General features: G+C 68.3%; 16 protein-coding genes and 1 tRNA gene. 9 read left to right on the top strand and 8 right to left on the bottom strand.

All coding sequences use genetic code 11. The annotated features are described in order from the left end of the window. Positions 1-180: 180 nt before the first annotated feature. Both ACUN0C_RS14930 and ACUN0C_RS14925 read left to right on the top strand, forming a co-directional pair. Positions 181-270, top strand: a tRNA-Ser gene (locus ACUN0C_RS14930). Positions 271-813: 543 nt separating this feature from the next. After that, positions 814-1,005, top strand: coding sequence for a hypothetical protein (locus tag ACUN0C_RS14925; RefSeq protein ID WP_445467180.1), 192 nt, complete (start codon positions 814-816; stop codon positions 1,003-1,005). Here ACUN0C_RS14925 and ACUN0C_RS14920 read toward each other — a convergent pair. From ACUN0C_RS14920 to ACUN0C_RS14910, 3 genes are read right to left on the bottom strand one after another with little or no spacing between them, the layout of a single operon-like run. Continuing rightward, positions 976-1,935 carry a hydroxymethylglutaryl-CoA lyase gene (locus tag ACUN0C_RS14920; RefSeq protein WP_445467179.1) on the bottom strand — a complete coding sequence of 320 codons (960 nt, stop codon included), beginning with the start codon at positions 1,933-1,935 and terminating at the stop codon, positions 976-978. The genes ACUN0C_RS14925 and ACUN0C_RS14920 overlap by 30 nt on opposite strands. Continuing rightward, positions 1,935-4,070, bottom strand: a complete 2,136-nt coding sequence (locus tag ACUN0C_RS14915; RefSeq protein WP_445467178.1) for an acetate--CoA ligase family protein — start codon at positions 4,068-4,070, stop codon at positions 1,935-1,937. The genes ACUN0C_RS14920 and ACUN0C_RS14915 overlap by 1 nt, the downstream gene beginning before the upstream one ends. Beyond that, positions 4,070-4,900 (bottom strand): enoyl-CoA hydratase/isomerase family protein, encoded by an 831-nt coding sequence (locus tag ACUN0C_RS14910; protein ID WP_445467177.1) that lies wholly within the window; start codon positions 4,898-4,900, stop codon positions 4,070-4,072. The genes ACUN0C_RS14915 and ACUN0C_RS14910 overlap by 1 nt, the downstream gene beginning before the upstream one ends. Positions 4,901-5,413: 513 nt before the next feature. On the opposite strand from ACUN0C_RS14910, the gene ACUN0C_RS14905 reads away from it, so the two are divergent. The 3 genes from ACUN0C_RS14905 to ACUN0C_RS14895 are packed head-to-tail and all read left to right on the top strand — an operon-like array spanning position 5,414 to position 8,475. Next, positions 5,414-5,893 carry a tripartite tricarboxylate transporter TctB family protein gene (locus ACUN0C_RS14905; protein ID WP_445467176.1) on the top strand — a complete coding sequence of 160 codons (480 nt, stop codon included), beginning with the start codon at positions 5,414-5,416 and terminating at the stop codon, positions 5,891-5,893. A 4-nt stretch (positions 5,894-5,897) separates the two neighbouring features. Beyond that, positions 5,898-7,418 carry a tripartite tricarboxylate transporter permease gene (locus tag ACUN0C_RS14900; RefSeq protein WP_445467175.1) on the top strand — a complete coding sequence of 507 codons (1,521 nt, stop codon included), beginning with the start codon at positions 5,898-5,900 and terminating at the stop codon, positions 7,416-7,418. 37 nt (positions 7,419-7,455) lie between these two features. Further along, entirely contained in the window at positions 7,456-8,475 is a 1,020-nt protein-coding gene (locus ACUN0C_RS14895) for a Bug family tripartite tricarboxylate transporter substrate binding protein (protein WP_445467174.1), read from the top strand. Between the two features lie 84 nt (positions 8,476-8,559). Here the strand turns inward: ACUN0C_RS14895 and ACUN0C_RS14890 are convergent, their stop codons facing one another. Genes ACUN0C_RS14890 through tcuA (ACUN0C_RS14875) form a run of 4 tightly spaced genes read right to left on the bottom strand, consistent with a single transcriptional unit; the run spans position 8,560 to position 14,329 of the window. Next, the gene (locus tag ACUN0C_RS14890) at positions 8,560-9,885 is read right to left on the bottom strand and encodes an MmgE/PrpD family protein (protein ID WP_445467173.1); all 1,326 of its coding nucleotides are present in this window, start codon (positions 9,883-9,885) and stop codon (positions 8,560-8,562) included. Continuing rightward, positions 9,885-11,408, bottom strand: a complete 1,524-nt coding sequence (tcuA, locus tag ACUN0C_RS14885; protein ID WP_445467172.1) for an FAD-dependent tricarballylate dehydrogenase TcuA — start codon at positions 11,406-11,408, stop codon at positions 9,885-9,887. The genes ACUN0C_RS14890 and tcuA (ACUN0C_RS14885) overlap by 1 nt, the downstream gene beginning before the upstream one ends. 17 nt (positions 11,409-11,425) lie before the next feature. Then, positions 11,426-12,784, bottom strand: coding sequence for a CapA family protein (locus tag ACUN0C_RS14880; RefSeq protein WP_445467171.1), 1,359 nt, complete (start codon positions 12,782-12,784; stop codon positions 11,426-11,428). Between the two features lie 39 nt (positions 12,785-12,823). Continuing rightward, positions 12,824-14,329 (bottom strand): FAD-dependent tricarballylate dehydrogenase TcuA, encoded by a 1,506-nt coding sequence (gene tcuA / locus ACUN0C_RS14875; RefSeq protein WP_445467170.1) that lies wholly within the window; start codon positions 14,327-14,329, stop codon positions 12,824-12,826. 299 nt (positions 14,330-14,628) lie between these two features. On the opposite strand from tcuA (ACUN0C_RS14875), the gene ACUN0C_RS14870 reads away from it, so the two are divergent. The 4 genes from ACUN0C_RS14870 to ACUN0C_RS14855 all read left to right on the top strand — a co-directional run bounded on the left by ACUN0C_RS14870 (position 14,629) and on the right by ACUN0C_RS14855 (position 19,607). Then, positions 14,629-16,410: a thiamine pyrophosphate-binding protein gene (locus tag ACUN0C_RS14870; RefSeq protein ID WP_445467169.1), complete on the top strand. Its 1,782-nt coding sequence runs from the start codon at positions 14,629-14,631 to the stop codon at positions 16,408-16,410. A gap of 188 nt (positions 16,411-16,598) precedes the next feature. Then, positions 16,599-17,576 carry a Bug family tripartite tricarboxylate transporter substrate binding protein gene (locus ACUN0C_RS14865; protein ID WP_445467168.1) on the top strand — a complete coding sequence of 326 codons (978 nt, stop codon included), beginning with the start codon at positions 16,599-16,601 and terminating at the stop codon, positions 17,574-17,576. A 54-nt stretch (positions 17,577-17,630) separates the two neighbouring features. After that, positions 17,631-18,089, top strand: coding sequence for a tripartite tricarboxylate transporter TctB family protein (locus ACUN0C_RS14860; protein ID WP_445467167.1), 459 nt, complete (start codon positions 17,631-17,633; stop codon positions 18,087-18,089). A gap of 15 nt (positions 18,090-18,104) precedes the next feature. Beyond that, the gene (locus ACUN0C_RS14855) at positions 18,105-19,607 is read left to right on the top strand and encodes a tripartite tricarboxylate transporter permease (protein WP_445467166.1); all 1,503 of its coding nucleotides are present in this window, start codon (positions 18,105-18,107) and stop codon (positions 19,605-19,607) included. Positions 19,608-19,676: 69 nt separating this feature from the next. On the opposite strand, the gene ACUN0C_RS14850 is transcribed toward ACUN0C_RS14855, so the two are convergent. Beyond that, positions 19,677-20,162, bottom strand: coding sequence for a (2Fe-2S)-binding protein (locus tag ACUN0C_RS14850; protein ID WP_445467165.1), 486 nt, complete (start codon positions 20,160-20,162; stop codon positions 19,677-19,679). Position 20,163 lies beyond the last annotated feature (1 nt).

Below are 20,163 nucleotides of genomic sequence, written 5' to 3'. Positions count from 1 at the left end.
GCGCCGACGGGCTAGGTCCCGACCGGTCAGCCATCGCCAGGGTCCACAGCCGGATCTCCCGCGCTTCCCTCGCCGGCCCTGTCCGTCGATCCGACGCATCTCCGCGATCCGGCGCGGCGCTGCTTGCGGATCGACGGCCGGAGCGATACATGGGCAGCGGTCCGGCGCCCAGCCGAGGCCGGAGGGGTGGCCGAGTGGTTGAAGGCGCACGCCTGGAACGCGTGTATACGGGAAACCGTATCGAGGGTTCGAATCCCTCTCCCTCCGCCAGTTGCCCTCGCGAACGCGTTCGCCCGATCCGGCTGCGGCCAAATTCCCCACCGCAGTGGCGGCATTTGCAGCGGCTGCCTCACGCCGCTCGGTCCATCGCGCGTTGCCGGGATCGACGATGCGGGGCAGGAGATCGATTAGTCGAGAAGGTTGTGATAGGCGAGATTGCTGTAGCTTCGCAGGCAGTCCGGACAGGACGTGAGCGACAGGGCCGAATTCTTGGGAAGCCACCCGGAATCCGGATCCACCGCTCAGGCCACAACGTCCTGATAATACACACCTTTTCGGCCTCGAGCGCTGGACTCCGGTGGATTCCTTGCGGAATCCACCGCATCCGGAATCCAGGACCGCGGGAGTCCAGCCCTGGAATCCACTCGGGCCGGATCCACAATCGCAGTCTTGCCTGCAGCCAGGGCCACGCCACCCCTGACCAACGTCAATCCGCCTCGAGAGATCAAGCCGAAATGACCCTTCGCCTTCGCCCCGGAGCGGATCGAGAGCTGGCCGCTCGAGCGGCTCCGCCCCTATGCGAAGAATGCAAAGGTGCACGGGGCCGACCAGGTCGCGAAGATCGCCGCCAGCATGGCGGAGTTCGGCTGGACCGTGCCGTGTCTCGTCGCCGCGGACGGCGAGCTGATTGCCGGCCACGGCCGGGCCGGCAAGCACCTCGCCCCACCGAATGCGCCAGTCGGCGACGATGCGACTTCAGCTGATCGCTTCCCGCAACCTTTTTAGAGAACCGCCCTTCATAATTGATCCAGGCAAGGGATGGCCGACGATGTCCTCGGCGAGCCTGGCCGCCTCGATCATCCTGTCGAGGTCGATGCCGGTCTCGACTCCGAGTTCTTCGCACAGGAAGACTATGTCCTCCGTGCAGACGTTGCCGGCAGCGCCCTTGTGGCCGGCGAAGGGGCAGCCGCCGAGGCCGGCCACGGAAGAATCGTAGCTGTCCACCCCCATTTCCAGGCCGGCATAGACGTTGGCGAGCCCGAGGCCGCGCGTGTTGTGGAAGTGCAGGTTGATGCGCAGCGACGGCCAGCGCTCGCGGATGGCGCCGACGGTGCGCTTCACCGTTCCAGGCGTCGCCCAGGCCATGGTGTCGTTCAGCGAGACCCGCTTCAGCGTGCACTGATGCGTCTCGGCGATCTCGATCGCCTTCTGCACGGTCGCGAGCAGGTCTGCGGTCGGGATGTCGCCGGCGAAATTGCAGCCGAACGCCGCCATGATCAGGACGCCGTCCACGGTAAGGCCGTTCTCCAGGAACACCTCGACCTGGCGGTTCTGGATCGCGACGTTCTTCTCGGTGTCCTGGTTCTGGTTGCGCTCGATGAACCGCTCCGACGCGGAGAGCAGGATGGCGTCCTTGAAGGTGAGCCGGTCGCGATATTGCAGCGCCCGCATCAGGCCGCGCTCGTTGAGCCAGAGCGGAAGATAGCTGACGCCCTCCCGGATCCTGATCCCCGTCACGACGTCGTCCGCGTCGGCCCAGCCGGGCACCTTCTTCGGATTGACGAAGGAACAGACCTGGATCTGTCGGACGCCGGTTTCCGAGAGGGCGTCGATCAGCGCGATCTTGCGGTCGGTGGGGATCGGCCCCGGCTCGATCTGAAGGCCCTCGCGCGGCCCCTTCTCGCAGATCTCGACGGACTTCGGCAGGTCGGACATCACAGCGGCTCCATCTGACGCTCGTGCCACCCGGACTGAATAGCGGCAGCGGCGCTCGGGACGACGAGGGCATCGACGGCGACGAGGCCCGCCTCGCCCAGGATGAGAGGATTGACGTCGAGCGCTCCGAGCAGATCGCCGGCCCACAGCGCGAAATCCTGAAGGCGTGCCAGCACGGCCAGGATCTCGTCGGCAGTGCCCGCATCGGGCCAGCGCGGGCTGCGCACGATGCGGCCGAGCGCGGAGCCGGCGAACCGCCGCTCCAGCTCACCCGCCGGCGCGGGGATCGACCACATCGCGACCTCGCGCATGGCCTCGGCGTAGATGCCGCCGAGGCCCGCGACGAGGATCGGCCCGACGTCCGGCTGGCGCGTCACGCCGGCGATCATTTCGAGGCGGCCGGTGACGAGAGGCTGGACCGCCATCCTGCCGGCGCCGAAGGCACGGTGCGCGTCGCGAACTGCGTCGGCACCCCTGACGCCGACGCGCACCAGGCCGGCCTCTGTCTTGTGGCCGACGCCTTCCACCACGGCCTTGAGGACGACCCGGCCGCCGAGCCTCTCCGCCGCGGCGATCGCCTCGTCGAGGCTCGCGCAGACCTCCGTCGGCACGGTCGGTACGCCGAAGCCCGCGAGCAGCGCGAGGCTTTCGGGCTCGGTGAGCGGACGACCGAGGCGCAGGAGAGGCTCGCGCGATGCCGGCGCGCCGGTCTGGCGACTCCGATCGCGCGGCACCGGCGGCGGGTGCAGCACGGCGGCGAGGCCCTGCAGCGCCGCCTCGGTGTCCGGGAAGATCTTGAAGCCCTGGTCCAGATAGCTGGCGGCCTTTTCGGGCGGGAGCCCGCCGGGCACGACCAGGACGGACGGTTTGCCGGAGCGTGCCCGCGCACTGGCGAGATCCTCGATGAGCGTCGGCACGCCCGAGTTCGGGTCGATGCCGTTGATCGGCGTCATCATCGCCCCGACCGCCGGATCCGCCGCCACGATCTCGGCGATCGGGGCGGACCGGCCGCGGTCGAACACGCCGAGATCGACCGGATTGCCGAAGTCGGAGAAGCTCAGATACTCGGCGAGGCGCGCCCGGGTCGCCGGCCCGAGCTCGGCGACCCGGACTTCGTGACGCTCGGCGAGATCGGCGAGGATCGCAGCCCCCGCGCCCGAGGTGGACATCATGGCGAGGCCGCCGTCGGCCCGGCCGTAGAAGCTCAGCATGGCGGCTGCGCTCATCAGGCCTTCGAGCGAACGAACCATCGGAATGCCGCTCGCCTCTAAGAGCGCCCGGTAGGCGTCCGCCTCCCCGGCGAGCCGGCTCGAATGAGCGAGCGCGGCGCGCGCACCCTGCTCCGTCAGGCCGGCCTTGAGCGCGACGATTCGCTTGCCGAGCAGGGCGGCGCGCTCGCCGAGCCGGCGCAGGCGCTCGCCGTCGGAGATCGCGTCCACGAGCAGCGCGGCGACCCGCGTCGAATCCTGCTCGAGGACGAACTCGAGGTAATCGAGGAGATCGAGATCGGCTTCGTTGCCGGCCGAGACGAAGCAGGACAGGCCGGCACCCACGTTCTCCAGGTACCCCATCATCAGGGAGAAGAGGGCGCCGCTGTGGGAAAGGATGGCTATGTCGCCGCGCCGCAGCCGGACGGAATGGGCGGCATTGAAGCCGAGCGCCAGACGGTTGGCCGTATTGTAGATGCCGTTGCAGTTGGGCCCGACGACCCGGATGCCGGTTTCCGCAACGGCCTTTTTCAGGGCGGCATGGCGCGCCCGGCTCTCCGGGCTCGTGCTCTCCGCGAAACCGGCGGCGCTCACGATGGCGACCTTTGCGCCGACGGCAGCGCAGTCGCGCAGCGCCTCCGCGGTGGCATCGGCCGGGAGCGCGAGGAATGCGACGTCCACGGGTCCAGGTGCATCCCGGACATGGCCAAGGCAGGTCGCGCCGTCGGCTTCTTCGAGATCGCGGCCGACCGCATAGACCGGACCTGCGAAGCCGCCGCGCATGACGTTGCGCACGACCTGCCGGCCGCGCTTGATCGGGTCGCGCGAGACGCCGATCACGGCTGCGGCGCGGGGCTCGAACAGCGCCGACAGCGCCGCGGCTCGCGCCGGCGCGTCCGGAGCGGGACGGCCCGGCTGGGCTGTCATCACCGCCCCTTCCATTGCGGCTCCCTCTTCTCGGCGAAGGCGCGCGTCCCTTCGATGCGGTCCTCGCTGAGATAGGGGTTGATGCCCTCGTCCAGACGCAGGGCGGCCGCGAACGGCATTCCTGAGGACTTGACGGCGGTTTCCTTCATGCGCCGGACGGTCACCGGCGCATTCTTTGCAATCGCCGTGGCGAGTTCGAGCGCGCCCTCGAGCGCGGCGCCCTTCGGCGTCACCGCATTGAGCAGCCCCCATTGCAGCGCCTTCTGCGCGTCGATGTAGTCGCCGCGGAAGAGCATCTCGAGCGCGAGGGCGCGCGGGATGATGCGCGGCAGCATGACCGTCGAGAAATGCGCCCCGCGGCCCCGCTTCGCCTCCGGCAATCCCATCACGGCGTGCTCGGCCGCGATGCGCATGTCGCAGGCGAGGCAGAGCTCGAACCCTCCGGCGACCGCCGCGCCGTTGATGGCGGCGATGGTGGGCTTGTAGGTCTCCAGAATGATCTCGAAGATGAACCGGTTCAGCGTCGACATGAAGTACCGGTAGGGCTGGCCGGCATCGTCCGCGACCTTCGCCTCCTTCAAGTCACGCCCGGCGCAGAACGCCCGGTCGCCGGTGGCCGTGAGGATCACAGCGCGGACGTGAGGATCGAGGTTGGCTTCCACGAAGCTCTCCGAGATCGCCTCCATCAGTCCGGCGGTCAGGGAGTTCATCCGGTCCGGGCGGTTGATGGTGAGGACACGGACGTGCCCGACCGTCTCGACGATGAGTTCCGGAGCCGAGCCGTCCGTGACGTTCCGGTGTTCTGCTCCCCCGCCTGTTCTTTCGTTCATGCCTGACCTGCTCCCATGCGGGACGATCGGCACGCGGGCTCCCGCCTGGCGCTTGAGCTTCGGGCCACGCGACGCCCCGTCGTGCCGCTGCAACCGGAATTCGCAAACTTTCGCCGGGGCTGTCGAATGAAGGTTGCTGGCGGGCCGGATGAGCGATCCTCATCTTGCGCCAGCTGGGGGCTCCACCCGGATCCGGCCGCTGGAGAACCTCGAAACCGGGCCGAATGAGCATCGATGCTCCGGATGATGAGAATCTTTCATTTGCGGTGGGCCGGTGGGACCCCGAAGCTTCTGCCCGGCAAGGCTTGACCGCCGTGCGGGAGAACGGGCTCGGCGGCAGGATTGCGAAAGTCCGGACCTTCGCTCTCCTCATCCCCGAGGCCGAGAGCCGAATCCGACCGGGAGGTGGCCGCGTCATGAACCCATACAGGCGGGACCGGGAATGAGCGGGTTGGCCGACGATGCGCGCGGCGCGGGGCTGCGGCCGAGCCCTGTTCGCCGGGGACCCCGCCGATGACGAGACTGACCCGGGCGAAGGTCGAGCACCTCTTGTTCCTGGCCGCGATCACGGCCTGCACAGCGCTCTACATGCTAGACGCCTGGGGCGTGTCCCGGCGGGTGGAAAACCTGATCGTGATCGTTCCGTTCGGAGCGGTGGCCATCGCGCTCTGCGTGCTCATCGCCGCACGACTTCTCAGGACGGCGGAAGACGACGACACGCCGGCCGCCGCCGACGCTGCTGCGGCGCCGTCACGCTCTCGCTGGGCCCGGATCATGCCGCTCGCGGTGATGGCCCTGATCGGCGCCTATTCCTTCCTGCTGGAGATCGTCGGATTCGACGTCGTCACCTTCGCCTTCGTAGCGCTCGCGCTGCTCGTGCAGGGTGACCGCAACCTGCCTCGGGTGCTCGCCTTCTCGGCCGTCTTCACCTTCGTGGTGATCTGGGGCTCCAAGGCGATCCTGACCGTGCCGATTCCAACGCTGCTCGGCTGAGACGGTGCTCGACCTCAACGCCCTTGCCGGCGCATTCGATCTCCTGACGAGTTCCTGGTCGCCGTGGCTGGTGGTGCTGCCCGGCCTCCTGATCGGCCTCGCCGCCGGAGCGATCCCGGGCGTATCGGGCTCGATGGCGATGGCGGTGCTGCTGCCGCTGACCGCCTACATGGACTTCCTGTCGGCGATGCTGTTCCTCACGTCGATCTTCACCGGCGCCGGCTTCGGCTGCGCCATCCCCGCCATCCTCATCAACATTCCCGGGACCCCGGCCGCCGTCGCCACCGCCTTCGACGGCTACCCGATGGCCCAGAAGGGGCTGCACAACGAGGCCCTCGGCCTCGGCCTCGGCGCATCCGTGGCCGGGCAGCTCGTCGGCTACGTCATCCTCCTCCTGGCCGTCGGCCCGGTGTCCTACGCCGTGCTCAAGATGGGACCGCTCGAACTTTCGGCGGTCGCGATCTGGGGCCTGACCCTGATCGGCATGCTGCGCGGGCGCCATGTCGGGCGCGGCGTTCTCGCCGGCATTCTCGGCGTCCTCATCGGCACGGTGGGCACCAACGCGGCCGGCTACAGCCGCGGCACCATGGGCTACACGGTGCTCCTCGACGGGTTTCCCGTGATTCCCGCGATGATGGGGCTCTTCGTCTCGAGCCAGCTCTTCGCGCTCATCGGGCGCGAGACCCACATCGTGAAGGACGAAGCCGCCCGCGTGATCTCGATTGCGCGGATTTGGAGCGGGTTCAGGGAGAGCTTCCGTCACCCGCGCATACTTCTCAGGGGCAGCCTGATCGGCTGCGGCGTGGGAGTCGTCCCGGGCGTTGGCTCGGCCATCTCGAACCTTCTCTCTTACGCGCAGACACGCCGGTCGGACCCGGACCCGGACAGCTTCGGCAGAGGGAACCCGAAGGGCGTCATCGCCTCGGAGGCGGCCAATTCGAGTTCCGAAGGCGGCTCGATGGCGACGCTCCTCGCCCTCGGGATCCCGGGCGGCGCCGGCACGGCCGTGTTGCTGTCCGCCTTCGCCATGCACAACATCCATGGCGGGCCGCGCTTCATCACCGACCACCGGGACGTCGTCTACGGGATCATCATCGGCAATTTCTGGCAGGCGGCGCTCCTCACCGTTGTCGGCATGGGCTTCGTCTATTTCGCCGCCGCGATCGTGAAGATCCCCGTGCGCTATCTGGTGCCGACCGTGATGGTCCTCGGGGCGATGGGCTCCTACGCCCTCACCGGCAGCAGCGTCGGCCCGATCACACTCTTCATCTTCTCCGTTCTCGGCTGGCTGCTCACGCGCTTCGACTATTCCGTCCCGGCGATGGTGGTGGGGCTCGTGCTGGGCTTCATGGTCGAATCCGAGCTCCTGCGCACCTACCAGATCAGCGGCGGCGAGCCGTCTTACCTGCTCAAGCGTCCGGTCGGCACGGCCATGCTGATCCTGCTCCTTCTGACTGCCGCGGCGCCGCTTCTGAAGGGAGGCTTCCGCCGCTATCGCGCCGCGACACAGCAGAGCCCCGGCTAAGCCGGATCAGCCCGTGTAAGCATTAAGGGAGGGAACCATGAACCACCGATTTACCAGACGAACCTTCATCAAGGCTGCAGGCGCTTCGGCCACACTCCTGTCGGCGCCGGCGATCCTGACGTCGACGGCCCGCACTCAGGGCAAGTGGCCGGACAAGCCGCTCACATTCGTCGTTCCGTTCGGCAACGGCGGATCGACGGACCGCTACATGCGCGCCATGCAGCCCTTCGTCGAGGCGGAGTTCGGCCAGCCGGCGACGATCGTCAACAAGCCCGGCGCATCCGCCATGATCGGGCACAACTATTTCCTCCAGCAGCGCGACGACGGCTACACGCTGCTGTGCACCTCGGCCTCGATCTACCTGCCGATGAACATCGTCGTGATGGGCGCGCCGTTCAAACTCGACGACTTCGCCTTCATCAACCTGCCGCAGCAGAATTCGAGCGCCGTGTCTGCATCCCCGGAATCCCCCTATCAATCCCTGGAGGACCTCGTGACGGCGATCAGGGCGAAGCCCGGAACCGTCAGCATCGCCTCCACGGTGGGCTCGGCGCACGACCTCAACCTCACGCTCCTGCTCGACAGCCTCGGCCTGACCCGCGACGACGTCCGCATCGTGAACTACCCGGGCGGCGGCGACATCCAGGTCGCTCTCGGCGGAGGCGTGGTCGACGCCGGTGCCCATGCGGCCGAAAGCGCGATCGGCAGCGAGCAGTTCTTCCGACCGCTCGTGGTCTTCAACAGGAGGCCGGTGAAGCCGTTCGAGGATGCCGCCCTCGTCGACGACGCGGTGACCGCTCTCGGCGGCAATCCGCAGTGGATCCAGGGCTCGATCGCGGGTTTCGCCGCCCACAAGGCGCTTCCCGAGAAGCATCCGGACCGCTGGCAGCGCCTGGTCGAAGGCTTTAGGAACATCGGGTCCGACGCCGACGCGGAAGCCAAGCTGCAGGCCCAGTCCCTGACCGCCGTCTGGCTCGGTCCCGAAGAATCCACGAAGATGATGAACGACAGCTTCGCCATCATCGAGAAGTACAAGCAGTACCTGACGGCAAGTTGACCGGATACGAGCATCGGCCGCGCGGGCCATCCGCGCGGCCGCGGAACCTTCCGTCTGCGCATTTCCCCGAGAAGGCTGGGGCGATCAGCGGACGAGCGTCGCCATCAGGGGCGCGACGGAGGATGCGTCGGGAAGAGCGGCCACGGCCGCCGCGATCGCCTCGGCGTCGAGGCGGCCGGCGCAATGGGCATCGAGCTTCGCCCGCGCGATCGTTGCCTTGGACATTCCTCCGCGAGGGAACTGGCAGTCGAGTGCCAGGATCACTCCGCCGGCGAGATGAACCTCCATCCGCTGCTCCGGGACAGCATAGCTCGTGGCCTGGGCGAGCGGACGGGCTTCGACGCGGGCCATGAGGCCGAGCACGTCGGGATCGCGCCAGCGTCCGACCTCGAGCTGATGCGGGGATAGCCCGCCGTCGAGCAGCCCGATCGCCACGGCGAAGGGTAGACTGTGATCGGCGCTCTCAGCGGAATCCGGCCGGAGCTTCGCCGGATCGCAAGTCCGTTCGATCACCCGGGCCCCCGTATGGACCACGACGGCGGTCGCCCGGGCGGCAATCCCCGTGTGGGCGTCGCGCGCGGCGGCCGCGGCGGCGATCAGCCCCTGCAGCGCATATTGTGCAGGATAGGCCTTGAGGGCGACGCCCTCGAGATCCTCCGGCGCAGCCAGGCCGTCGAAAGGCTCCGCCGGCAGGTCCATGCCCAGACCTTCCCGCAGGAGACCGAGAACTTCCTCCACGGCGTGCTCCGAACCGGCCAGGCCGTGCGCGGCCAGGCGCGCGAGCGCGATCGCCTCGGCTGCGAGGAGGGAATAGGCGAAGGACTTGTAGTTCGCCACGCGGCCGCGGCCGAACCCTTCCGGCAGGAGCAGCTTGTGCGCCATGTCGGCGAGCGCCCGCGCCGTCGCCGCTTCGCCGAGCCCGAGCAGCCGCCCGGCAACGAGCGGCATCACGAAGGCCGCCTGCCCGGCGTGGTGCAGGCCGTGCCGGTGGAGCGGGATCGTTTCTGTCATCCTCATGTGCAGGGCGTAAGCGGCCAAGACGGCTTCAAGGAAGGAGCGGCCGGAGGCGCCGGCGGCCTCGGCACAGGCGAGCGCGCCGGGTATCGCTTCGCTCGGATGGGAAACGTCGCGCGCAACATAGACGTCCATGAGGTCGTGAACGCGCAGCATGGCGCCGTTGACCAGCGCGGCCGAGGCGGCGGACGTCCGCCTTCCCGACAGGACGAGAGCGGCCTCGGCGGGCCCGCTGGCGCCGGTCGCGGCGATCCCGGCGGCTCCGCTTTCCGCACCCGCCACCATGCAGGCGACGGCGTCGAGGACGAGCACTTCGAGCTGGGCGAGGACGCCGGGCGAGACCCGGTCGAGGCTGACCGAATGCGCGAAGCTCGCCAGCGTCGTCGAGAGCGCCATCAGGCGGCCGCCGTCGCCCCGGTCGCCGCCCGCGCATGGGCAGCCGCGGAAGCGCCCGCGATCCGGCCGAACACCGATCCCGAGAGGAGGCCGCTGCCGGCCGGGTAATTGTGGTAGAACAGCCCGCCCACCATTTCGCCTGCCGCGTAAAGGCCCGGCATGGGTCGGCCCGCGACGTCCTCGACCTCCGCCGCGCGCGAAATCTTCACGCCGCCGAAGGTGAAGGTGACGCCGCAGGTCACGGCGTACGCCTCGAAGGGCGGCGTATCGATCGGGCGCGCCCAGTTCGACTTCGGTATCGCGAGCCCGGTCGTCCGAAGTCCGTCCTTCACGGTCGGATCGAACGGCCGGTCGGACGTGGCCGCCCGGTTGAACGCCTCGATCTCGCGCAGGCAGGCTTCCGGGTCGACGCCTTCGAGCTTGCCGACCAGCTCCTCCAGCGAGTTGGCGGTGACCTTCGTCACCTGTCGGATGCGATACTCCCCGCGCAGGAGCGGGATCGTTTTCGCATCGAAGATCTGCCACGCGAACATGTCGGGCTGCTTGAGGATCACGCTGCCGTATTTGGCATAGGTGTAGATGCGGATGTCGGCGCCCTCGTCGACGAACCGCTCCCCGCGCGCGTTCACCATGATCCCGAACGGATAGCTGTGCTTCTGGAACTGGTCGCCGACGGCGAGATCGCCGAAAGGAGGCGCGTTCAGTTCCCACCCGACGGAGTGGCAGCCGGAATAGTGCCCGTACGACATGGCGCCCGCCTCGAGCGCCATGCGGATTCCGCCGCCGGTGTTGAAGCGCGTGCCGCGCACCTTGGCGACGTCCCAGCCCGGGCCGAGATAGCGCGCCCGCATCTCCGCGCTCGCTTGGAAGCCGCCGCAGGCGAGCACCACGGCATCAGCGGCGATTTCGACCGTCCTGCCCCTGGAAACCGCTCTCACGCCGCGGACCCGTCGATCCGGGTCGAGGAGCAGATCGGTCGCCGACGTGTCGAAGACGATCGGGATTCCGGCCTCCGCGCAGGCCTTGTACTCCGCCTCGACGAGCCCCGGCCCGCCGCCGGACACGACGCAGGCGAGCCCGCCCCAGAACTTCAGCTTACCGCCGACCTTGAAGGTGTGGCCGAAGCTCGGTTCGAAGCGGACGCCCTTGCGGCGCAGCCATCCCATCGTCTCGAAGCTCTTCGTGACCAGGATCTCGCAGAGATCGGGGTCGGTGCGGTAGTTCGTCGTCCGGCCCATGTCGTCGAAGAACTGGGCCTCCGGATAGGATCCGAAATCGAGCGTCTCCCGCTCGCTCTCGCTGAGGTCGGGCATCAGCTCCGCGAGGTCGTCGATGCCATTGAAGGCGAAACGGTAGCCGCCGCCGGTGAACCGGCTGTTGCCGCCCGAGAGCTCTTCCGGAGCGGCCTCGAGCATCAGGACCCGCGCGCCGGCTTCGCGGGCGGACAGGGCCGCGCAGCATGCGGCGTTGCCGCCGCCGACCACGATCACGTCGGCGCTGCCGAAATCCTGAGCCGCCGTCATGGCCGCCTCCTCCCCTCTCAGAGTACGATGATACCCGTGTCGCCCTCGCGCGTGAGAACCGTCCCGTAAGGTCGCGACAGGCGGTCGATCCGGTCGAGCACCGCCCGCGCCGCTTCCCCGCGCGCGAGCACCGGGCGGCCGCGCTGAGGCCGCGGCAGGCCGTAGCCGGCATCGGTGGGATGGATCTCGATCCGTCGGAGCACGCGGCCCTCGAAGCGGCAGACGGCGATCATGCCTTGCCAGAACGCCGGTTCGGCCGGATGGCCCTTGCGGTCCTTGTCGGTGCGCGCGTCGAGGAAATCGGCTGGGGTGGCATCCGGAGGCAGGCCAAATCGCTCATACGAGTCGGCCGGGAAGCTCGTCATCGTCTCGTTCTGGAAGATGAAGTTGCCGAGACTGTAGAAGATCGGCCGACCCTCGTAGATCTCGATTCCGAGCGCCGTGTGCGATCCGTGACCGGCGACGATGTCGGCCCCCGCGTCGATCGCGCCGCGGGCGAAATCCACGACGCATTCCGCCGGTTCGGTCATCTCCGCCTGCCGGCTCGCGGTTGCGACGCTCGCATGGGCGAAATCGTGGGAATGGATCGAGGCGATCACCCAATCGGCCTGGCGCCGCGCCTCCCGGAGCGACTTCATGTTGGCTGCGAGATCGGCGGGATCGGCGGGCCGGACGAAGCCCGCGGGCCCAACCGAGAACTTGTGGTCGAGGAAGTGGACTTCGTCCGATCCGCCCTGCGGAGCTTCCGCATCGCTGTAGAAGTGTTTCCGCTTGCGCTCCGCCTCCTTCGCGAAGCCGAGTTCGCGCGACAGTCCGGCGAGCACCTCAAGGGCGTCCGGCGGGACCGTGAAGGTTGTGCCGAATGCGAGCGGGTTGATGCCGGGCCGGCCGATCGCGTCAGAGCGGGCGGCGCCGGCCCGGCTCCAGGGATAGAAGGTGGTCGTGGCGGCGACCAGGCCGACGCGCCCGCTGCGCGTGTCGAGATAGCCCGGCGCCCGCGCGGCGGCGAGGTTGCGCCCTATCCCGGCAAAGGCCAGCCCCGCTCCCTCCAGATGCCTGATCGTGGCGAGGGCGCCGCTCTCATTGTAGTCGTAGGCGTGGTTGTTGGCGGCGGAGACGAGCCCGATCCCGAGCCATTCCAGCTCGGCAAGCAGGTCGGGATGCATTGACGTGTAGGTGGCGTAGGACAGGCTTGGGACACCCTCGTCGCGCCGGCGCACCACCGTCTCCAGATTGCCGAAGGCGAGATCGGCGCCGCGCAGGACCTCGCGAAGCCTCAGGAACCCGCTCTCCTCGTGCATGCGGATGCGCCGGTTCAGCATGACGTCGCCGACAAGCGCGACGCTGATGTCCCCGCGCTCGACAGCGAACCGCATGTCTCCGCTCCTCCCCGGTATCGCTGCCAGCCGAATCCGTCAGGCGACCCGCGCCTCCTTCGAGCGGGACGCCACCGCATGGCGCGTCGTCCGTCGCGCGAAGACGGCGTTCCGCGTCTGGCCGGAGCATGACGGATAATTGTGGAAGAAGATGCCGGTGATGTCGCCGACCGCGTAGAGGCCGGGGATCGGGTGCCCGGTGATGGCGACGACCTGGCCGTCCGTCGTGATCTCCAGCCCGCCGAAGGTGAACGCGATCCCGCCGGTGACCGGGTAGGCCCGGAACGGGGGCTTCTCGATCCGGCTCGCCCAGTTCGTCTTCGGCGGATCGATGCCGATCGTGTGGCGGCCGTCGCGCTTCGTCGGGTCGAAGGGGCTGTCGTCCGAAACCGCCTGGTTGAATTCCGCGACCGTGGCTTCGAGCACGTCCGCATTGACGCCGATCTTCTTCGCGAGATCCCGCAGCGTGTCGGCCTCGAACTTCAGCTCGAGATGCTCCGAATCGTGCCGGTAGATATGCGGGATCGTGGTGCCGTCGAAGATCTGGTATGCGACACCGCCCGCCTGCTCGAGGATGAAGCGCCCGCTCTTCGCATAGGTGTAGGAGAAGTGCGCCTCGCCCTCGTCGTAGAAGCGCTGGCCGAACTTGTTCACGGTGATGCCGAGCGGGTACGAGTAGCGCTTCGTCCAGCTGCCCATGCCGTCCCGGCCGACCGGCACCTCGAAGCGCGGCGAGCCGCCGTCGAGGGGCGCGAGATGCGCGCCCTTCCAGTGGCCGGAGGAGCGCGCCCCGAGGTCGAGCGCCATGCGAAGCACTTCCCCGGTGTCGTGGCGGGTGCCCCGCACCTTCATCATGTCTGCGTTGCCGGAGAGATAGCGCGCGCGCATCTCCTGGTTCGCCTGGAACCCGCCGGCGCAAAGGATGACGGCGTCGGCGTAGAGGTCGTAGGTCTGATCGGCCGTGGCGACCGAGACGCCTTCGACACGATGGCGATCGCCGAGGATGGCGCTCACCGGCGAATCGTAACGGATCTCCACGCCCATGCCGGTGGCGATCTCGCGCCAGATCTTGAGCTGTCCGAGTCCGCCGCCGACCGGGTGGATGACCACGCCCGGCTCGAAGTGGATCTTGTTGTCCACCACGACGTTCATGTGGAGCTTCCAGCGGATGCCGAGCTCCCTGGTCCAGTGGATCGCCTCGTTCGAATCGCCCGCGATCGCCATCGCGAGGCCCTGGTCGATCAGGCCTTCGGTCACGCGGTTCAAGTCGGCCATGAAGTCTTCGACCGTGTAGGGCGGCACGACGATCCGCGCATAGGTTTCGTCGTCCATGTCGCCGACGAGGTCCCGGATCTCTTCCGGCCCCGAATAGACGAAGCGGAAGCCGGTCGACGAGAAGCGCGCATTGCCGCCGGATTCCGGTTCCGGCGCCTTCTCCACCATGATCACGCGTTCGGCACCCGCCTCGCGGGCGGCCACGGCGGTTTCCAGGGCGGCGCTGCCGCCACCGACGACGACGACGTCGCAATGTTCCTTGATGCGCACGCTCTTCGCTCCTCTAGACCCCGGGGGGGGGGCCGCGAGACGGCGCTCCCCCGCCCGCGCCGGCCCTGCGACTGCCTGGGACGGCTGTTGATCTTTTCGGTATCCGGGCCGCGGGCGCGTCTTGGCAAACGAGTAGTTGTCATGGTCTCCATGAGCAGAGGTCATGGGCGCGTTCCGATCCGCCGCAACGGGATGAACGACGCTCATGCGTTCCATGACGAGTTCTCGTTTGCGAACGAAGCCGCCCCTGCCGATGGTCGCGCGGCAGATCGGATTGCCGCACGGCAGGTGGAAGGCTCATGAAAGCGGACGAGAAGCCGGCGAGGATCGATCCGACAGCCGGCCCACGCTGGGGAAGCGACGTGGCTGCCGCCATGCTGCGGCGGACGGGCATCAAGTACGTGGCCCTCAATCCGGGCGCGAGCTATCGCGGTTTCCACGACAGCCTCGTCAACTTCCTCGGCAACGAGGAGCCGACCATGCTGCTCTGCCTGCACGAGGATCACGTCATCTCGATCCCGCACGGCTACGCCAAGGCCACCGGAGAGCCGATGGCGGCCGTCGTGCACAGCAACGTCGGGCTGATGCACGGGCTAATGGGCATCTTCAACGCCTGGTGCGACCGCATGCCGATGCTGGTCATCGGCGCCACGGGGCCGGTCGAGCCCCAGAAGCGGCGGCCGTGGATCGACTGGATCCACACCGCCAAGGACCAGGGCGCCCTGCTCCGCGCCTACACGAAATGGGACGACGAGCCGCGATCCCCGGAAGGGATCGTGGAGGCTTTCCTGCGCGCCTTCCAGGCGACGCGAAGCGAGCCCAAGGCGCCCGTCTACATCTGCCTCGATGCCGGATTGCAGGAGAAGGCGCTGGAGCGCCCGATCGCGATCCCCTCGCCGGAGCGTTATTCGCCCGCAGCCACGCCGCACGCGCCGCAGGAGGTGGTGGCGCGCGTGGCCGACCTGCTCGCCACGGCCGATAACCCACTCCTCCTCGTCGGCCGCAGCTCGCTGCGGCAGGAGGACTGGGATCGGCGGGTGGCGCTCGCCGAGCTCTCCGGCGCATCCGTCCTCACCTCGATCAAGGAGCGCGCCTGCTTCCCCACGGACCATCCGCTCAGCGCAGCCGCGCCGTTCTTCTGGGTCGGCCCCCGCGGGAAGGAGGTCGCGCGCGAGGCGGATCTGATCGTCAGCCTCGACTGGCCGGACCTCAACGGGTTCCTGCAGCAGTTCACCGACAATCCTGACGCGCTGGCCGCCAGGATCGTCCACGTCTCCCTCGACAGCCAGCTCCACAACGGCTGGAGCATGGACTATTTCGGCTTGCCGCCCGTCGATGTGCCGGTGGCCGCCGGCGCCGACGTCTTCGTCGCGCAGCTTCTGCCCGAGCTTCAAAGCAGGCTTTCCGGCCGCCGGCGCTGGCAGGGCGAGACCAGAAACCCGGCAAAGGAGCCCGCCTATAGCGACGACTCGGCGAATTCGATCGCGCCCCGCGACGTCGAGGCGGCACTCGCCAAGGCTCGCGGCGACCTGCAGGTCACGCTGGCGCACGTCACGATCGGCTGGGCCGGCGATGCCTATCACTTCCGTGAACCGCTCGACTTCCTCGGCCACGACGGCGGTGCCGGGCTCGCGGCTGGCCCTGGGATCACGATCGGGGCGGCGCTGGCGCTGAAGGACAGCGGCCGCATCGTGGTCGGCATCCTCGGCGACGGCGACTTCATGCAGGGTGCGACGGCGCTCTGGACCGCGGCTCGCTACGGCATACCGGCGCTCTTCGTCGTCTCGAACAACCGGTCGAACTTCAATGACGAGCTACACCAGGAGGCCGTCGCCAGGGTCCGCAACCGGCCCGTGGAGAACCGCTGGATCGGCCAGCGCATCGATGGCCCCGCGCTCGACCACGCGGGACTTGCGCGTGCCCAGGGCGTCGACGCCGAGGGTCCCGTCACGACCGTGCCCGAACTGGAGGCGGCGATCGCGCGCGGGCTAGCGCATGTCCGGCACGGCCGGCCCTACCTGATCGATGCGCTGGTGAAGCCCGGCTACGCCAATCCGCCGCTCTCCCGCGGCAAGAGCTGAGATGGCGCGCCTCGGGATGAGCAGGGCTCATGAGGTCATGATGACAAGTCGTTTGCCCGGTCCGACCCCTGCCGGATGATCGCCATCCGGTCCCTAAACGCTGCCGAAGACAGCGCGGGACGCCGCCGAGGATGGCACCGGGATGCCGGAGCGGCGAACGAAGATGCAGGAATGGAGGGAGGAGCGACATGAGAGAGGGACGTCTCATTTCTTGGAGGCTGGTGCTCGGCTTCGCCGCCGGGCTCGCCATGGCGGGACCCGTGCAGGCGCAGACGGACTATCCGAAGCGCTCCGTGAACGTGGTCGTGCCGACCGGACCCGGCGGCGCCACGGACACGACGGCCCGCAGCGTCGCCGAGACGCTCAGCAAGGTGCTCGGGCAGACCTTCGTCGTCGAGAACCAGCCCGGCGCACAGGGCCTGGTCGCCATGTCGTCCTTCACGGACGCGACGCCCGACGGCTACACGCTCCTGCTGATGGCGAGCAGCCAGTCCGTGCTGCCGGCCTTCTACGAGCTGCCGTACGACCCGATCGAGGACATCACGCCGATCGCGCGCCTCACGATCGCGCCCGTTCTGCTGATGGTCAACAAGGACTTCCCGGCCGGCACGGTCGAGGAGTTCGTGACATACGCGAAGGCGCACCCGGACGAGATCACCTACGGATACCAAGGCGGCCCGCCGCAGCTCGCCGCCGCGACCTTCGCCAGCGTCGCCGGGTTCGAGGCGCTCGGCGTCCCCTTCAACGCATCGGCGCAGGCCATGACCGAGCTCATCGCCGGGCGCGTGACATACCTGATGATGACCGCGGAGCAGGCTAAGGCTCAGGTCGACGGCGGCACCCTGAAGGCGCTTGGCACGGCAGGCTCGCAACGCGCCAAGACGTTCCCCGACGTGCCCACGCTGGAGGAGCTCGGCTACCCGACCTACGGCACCGGATGGTTCGGCCTGGTCGGCCCGAAGGGCCTGCCGCAAGAGATCGTCGACAAGCTGTGGACGACCCTGCAGGAAACCTACATCGGCAAGGAGCCCCAGCAGGCGCTCGCGGCCAAGGGCCTCGAGCCGGCGAACGACGGGCCCGACTCGTTCAGGGCGATCATCGCGGACGAGATCGAACGCTGGCAGGCGATTGCCGGCAAGCTCGGGATCGAGAAAAAGAAGCCGTGATCGCAGGCCGGGCCGGCCGCATCGCCGGCCGGCTCCCGCCGAGGGGGCGTGGACGTGAAGATCCGCAGCATCAAGAACCTGGCCTCCGGCCTCATCTTCCTGGCAGTCGCGGCGGTGTTCTGGTCCGGCTCGTTCGCGATGCCGATCGGGACCGCCGCCCGCATGGGCCCCGGCTATTTTCCGCAGGTTCTCTCGGTCATCCTCGCTCTTTTGGGCGCCGGGATCGTCGCCAGCTCGCTCTATGTCGAGGACAGCATGCCGACGGCATTCCGCTGGCGAGGACTGGTGTTCATCATCGGCGCCGCCGTGCTGTTCGGCGTGTTCCTGAAGCCGCTCGGCATCGTTCCCGCACTCGCTGCGACCATCCTCCTAACGACGATGGCGAGCCCAAACTTCCGCCCGACGACTGCTCTCGTCCTCACAGCCGGGCTGGTGGGGTTCGTGTGGATCGTCTTCGTGGAAGCGCTGCATCTGCCCTGGGTCGCCTTCGGTCCTTGGCTCGGCGGATATTGAGCAGGGGCAGGACCGTTGGACATCTTCTCCAATCTGGCGCTCGGCTTCGGGACTGCCCTCTCCTTCCACAACCTCCTCTACTGCTTCATCGGCGTGGCGATCGGAACCTTCATCGGCGTTCTGCCCGGGCTGGGGCCGACGGCGACGGTGGCGATCCTCCTGCCGCTGACGTTCGGGCTCGAGCCGGTTTCCGCCCTGATCATGCTGTCGGGCATCTATTACGGCGCGCAGTACGGCGGCTCTACGACGGCGATCCTGATCAACCTGCCCGGCGAGGCGTCCTCGGTGGTGACGGCCATCGACGGCTACCAGCTCGCACGACAGGGACGGGCGGGAGCAGCGCTCGCGACGGCGGCGCTCGGCTCGTTCTTCGCCGGCTGCGTGGCGACCCTGCTGCTTGCGCTTTTCTCGCCGCCGCTGGCAGCGGTGGCGCTCAAGTTCGGATCGCCGGAATACTTCTCCCTGGTCGTGCTGGGGCTCGTCGCATCGGTCGCGCTCGCATCCGGCTCCGTCATGAAGGCGCTCGCGATGGTCGTGCTCGGCCTGCTCCTCGGCCTCGTCGGCCAGGATCTCTACACCGGCACCATGCGCTACACCTACGGTCAGACCCAGCTGATCGAAGGGCTCGACTTCGTCGCGATAGCGATGGGCGTATTCGGGCTCGGCGAGGTCATCCGCAACCTGGAGCAGCCCGGCGGGCGGAGCGTCATCGTCAAGAAGATCGACGGACTGATGCTCACCCTCCGCGACCTCAAGCAGATCGCCAAGCCGGTGCTGCGCGGCACCGCGCTCGGCTCCGCACTCGGCGTGCTGCCCGGCGGCGGAGCGATGCTCGCCTCGTTCGCGTCCTACATGCTGGAGAAGCGCATCGCGCGACATCCCGAGCGGTTCGGCAAGGGGGCGATCGAAGGCGTGGCCGGTCCGGAAAGCGCCAACAATGCCGGCGCGCAGACCTCGTTCGTGCCGATGCTCACCCTCGGCATCCCGACGAATGCCGTCATGGCCCTCATGGTCGGCGCGCTCATCGTGGTCGGCGTCACCCCCGGCCCGAACATCATCAAGGACCAGCCGACGCTTTTCTGGGGCGTGATCGCCTCGATGTGGATCGGCAACCTGATGCTCGTGATCCTGAACCTGCCGCTGATCGGCATGTGGGTCCGTCTGCTGCGCGTGCCGTATCACCTCCTCTATCCGGCGATCGTCACCTTCTGCTGCATCGGCGCCTACAGCCTCGCCAACCACGTCTTCGACGTCTTCGTGATGGCAGGCTTCGGGCTGGTCGGCTACGTGCTCGTCAAGCTCGATTGCGAGCCGGCCCCGCTCCTCCTCGGCTTCATTCTCGGGCCGATGCTGGAGGAGCACCTGCGCCGTGCGATGCTGATGGCGCGCGGCGATTGGACCGTGTTCTTCACCAGCCCGATTTCGGGCGCCCTGCTCTTCGTGGCCTTCGTGGCGCTCCTGCTCGTCCTGCTGCCGTCGGTCAGCTCGGCACGACAGGAAGCCTTCGTCGAGGAATAGGAACCGGAATGAACTGGGTGCGGAAAGGCGGCCTCGGCGGCGCCGCTTGTTACCGAGAGGCGGCCCGCCTCACCTGAGCGACCGGGCGCCCGTGCGGTTCCGGGCGACCGCACGAACCGCCTCCACGATCTCGGGATAGGCCGCGCAGCGGCACAGGTTCCCTGAGAGATAGTCGCGGATCTCCGCCTCGCTCGGGTCGGGGTTTTCCTCCAGGAGCCGTTTGGCCATGAGCACGAAGCCCGGCGTGCAGAACCCGCATTGGAACGCGCCCGCCTCCACAAAGGCTTCCTGCACCGGGTGCAGCGTCTCGCCGGCAAGGCCCTCGATCGTTTCCACAACGGCGCTGTCGACCAGTTCGGCGAGATACAGGCACCCCGAGACGGGATCGCCGTCCACATTGACCGTGCAGCAGCCGCACAGGCCTTGGCCGCAGCTTTCCCGAGCCCCAAACAGCGAGAACCGGTCCTGCAACATCTCGACCAGCGTGTGATGCGAGGCGACGCGCGCCGTCACGGGACGGCCGTTCAGGACGAACCGGATGCTGCGCTCGGCCATT

The sequence above is a fragment of the Faunimonas sp. B44 genome (assembly GCF_052655945.1).
The sequence above is the reverse complement of the archived record's forward strand: the minus strand, read 5'-3'. Positions and strand labels throughout refer to the sequence as shown.

Excerpts from the sequence above, each read along its gene's own strand:
- ACUN0C_RS14920 (WP_445467179.1), bottom strand. The coding sequence starts at position 1,935 with ATGTCCGACCTGCCGAAGTCCGTCGAGATCTGCGAGAAGGGGCCGCGC.
- ACUN0C_RS14915 (WP_445467178.1), bottom strand. The coding sequence starts at position 4,070 with ATGACAGCCCAGCCGGGCCGTCCCGCTCCGGACGCGCCGGCGCGAGCC.
- ACUN0C_RS14910 (WP_445467177.1), bottom strand. The coding sequence starts at position 4,900 with ATGAACGAAAGAACAGGCGGGGGAGCAGAACACCGGAACGTCACGGAC.
- ACUN0C_RS14905 (WP_445467176.1), top strand. The coding sequence starts at position 5,414 with ATGACGAGACTGACCCGGGCGAAGGTCGAGCACCTCTTGTTCCTGGCC.
- ACUN0C_RS14895 (WP_445467174.1), top strand. The coding sequence starts at position 7,456 with ATGAACCACCGATTTACCAGACGAACCTTCATCAAGGCTGCAGGCGCT.
- ACUN0C_RS14890 (WP_445467173.1), bottom strand. The coding sequence starts at position 9,885 with ATGGCGCTCTCGACGACGCTGGCGAGCTTCGCGCATTCGGTCAGCCTC.
- tcuA (WP_445467172.1), bottom strand. The coding sequence starts at position 11,408 with ATGACGGCGGCTCAGGATTTCGGCAGCGCCGACGTGATCGTGGTCGGC.
- ACUN0C_RS14880 (WP_445467171.1), bottom strand. The coding sequence starts at position 12,784 with ATGCGGTTCGCTGTCGAGCGCGGGGACATCAGCGTCGCGCTTGTCGGC.
- ACUN0C_RS14870 (WP_445467169.1), top strand. The coding sequence starts at position 14,629 with ATGAAAGCGGACGAGAAGCCGGCGAGGATCGATCCGACAGCCGGCCCA.
- ACUN0C_RS14865 (WP_445467168.1), top strand. The coding sequence starts at position 16,599 with ATGAGAGAGGGACGTCTCATTTCTTGGAGGCTGGTGCTCGGCTTCGCC.
- ACUN0C_RS14850 (WP_445467165.1), bottom strand. The coding sequence starts at position 20,162 with ATGGCCGAGCGCAGCATCCGGTTCGTCCTGAACGGCCGTCCCGTGACG.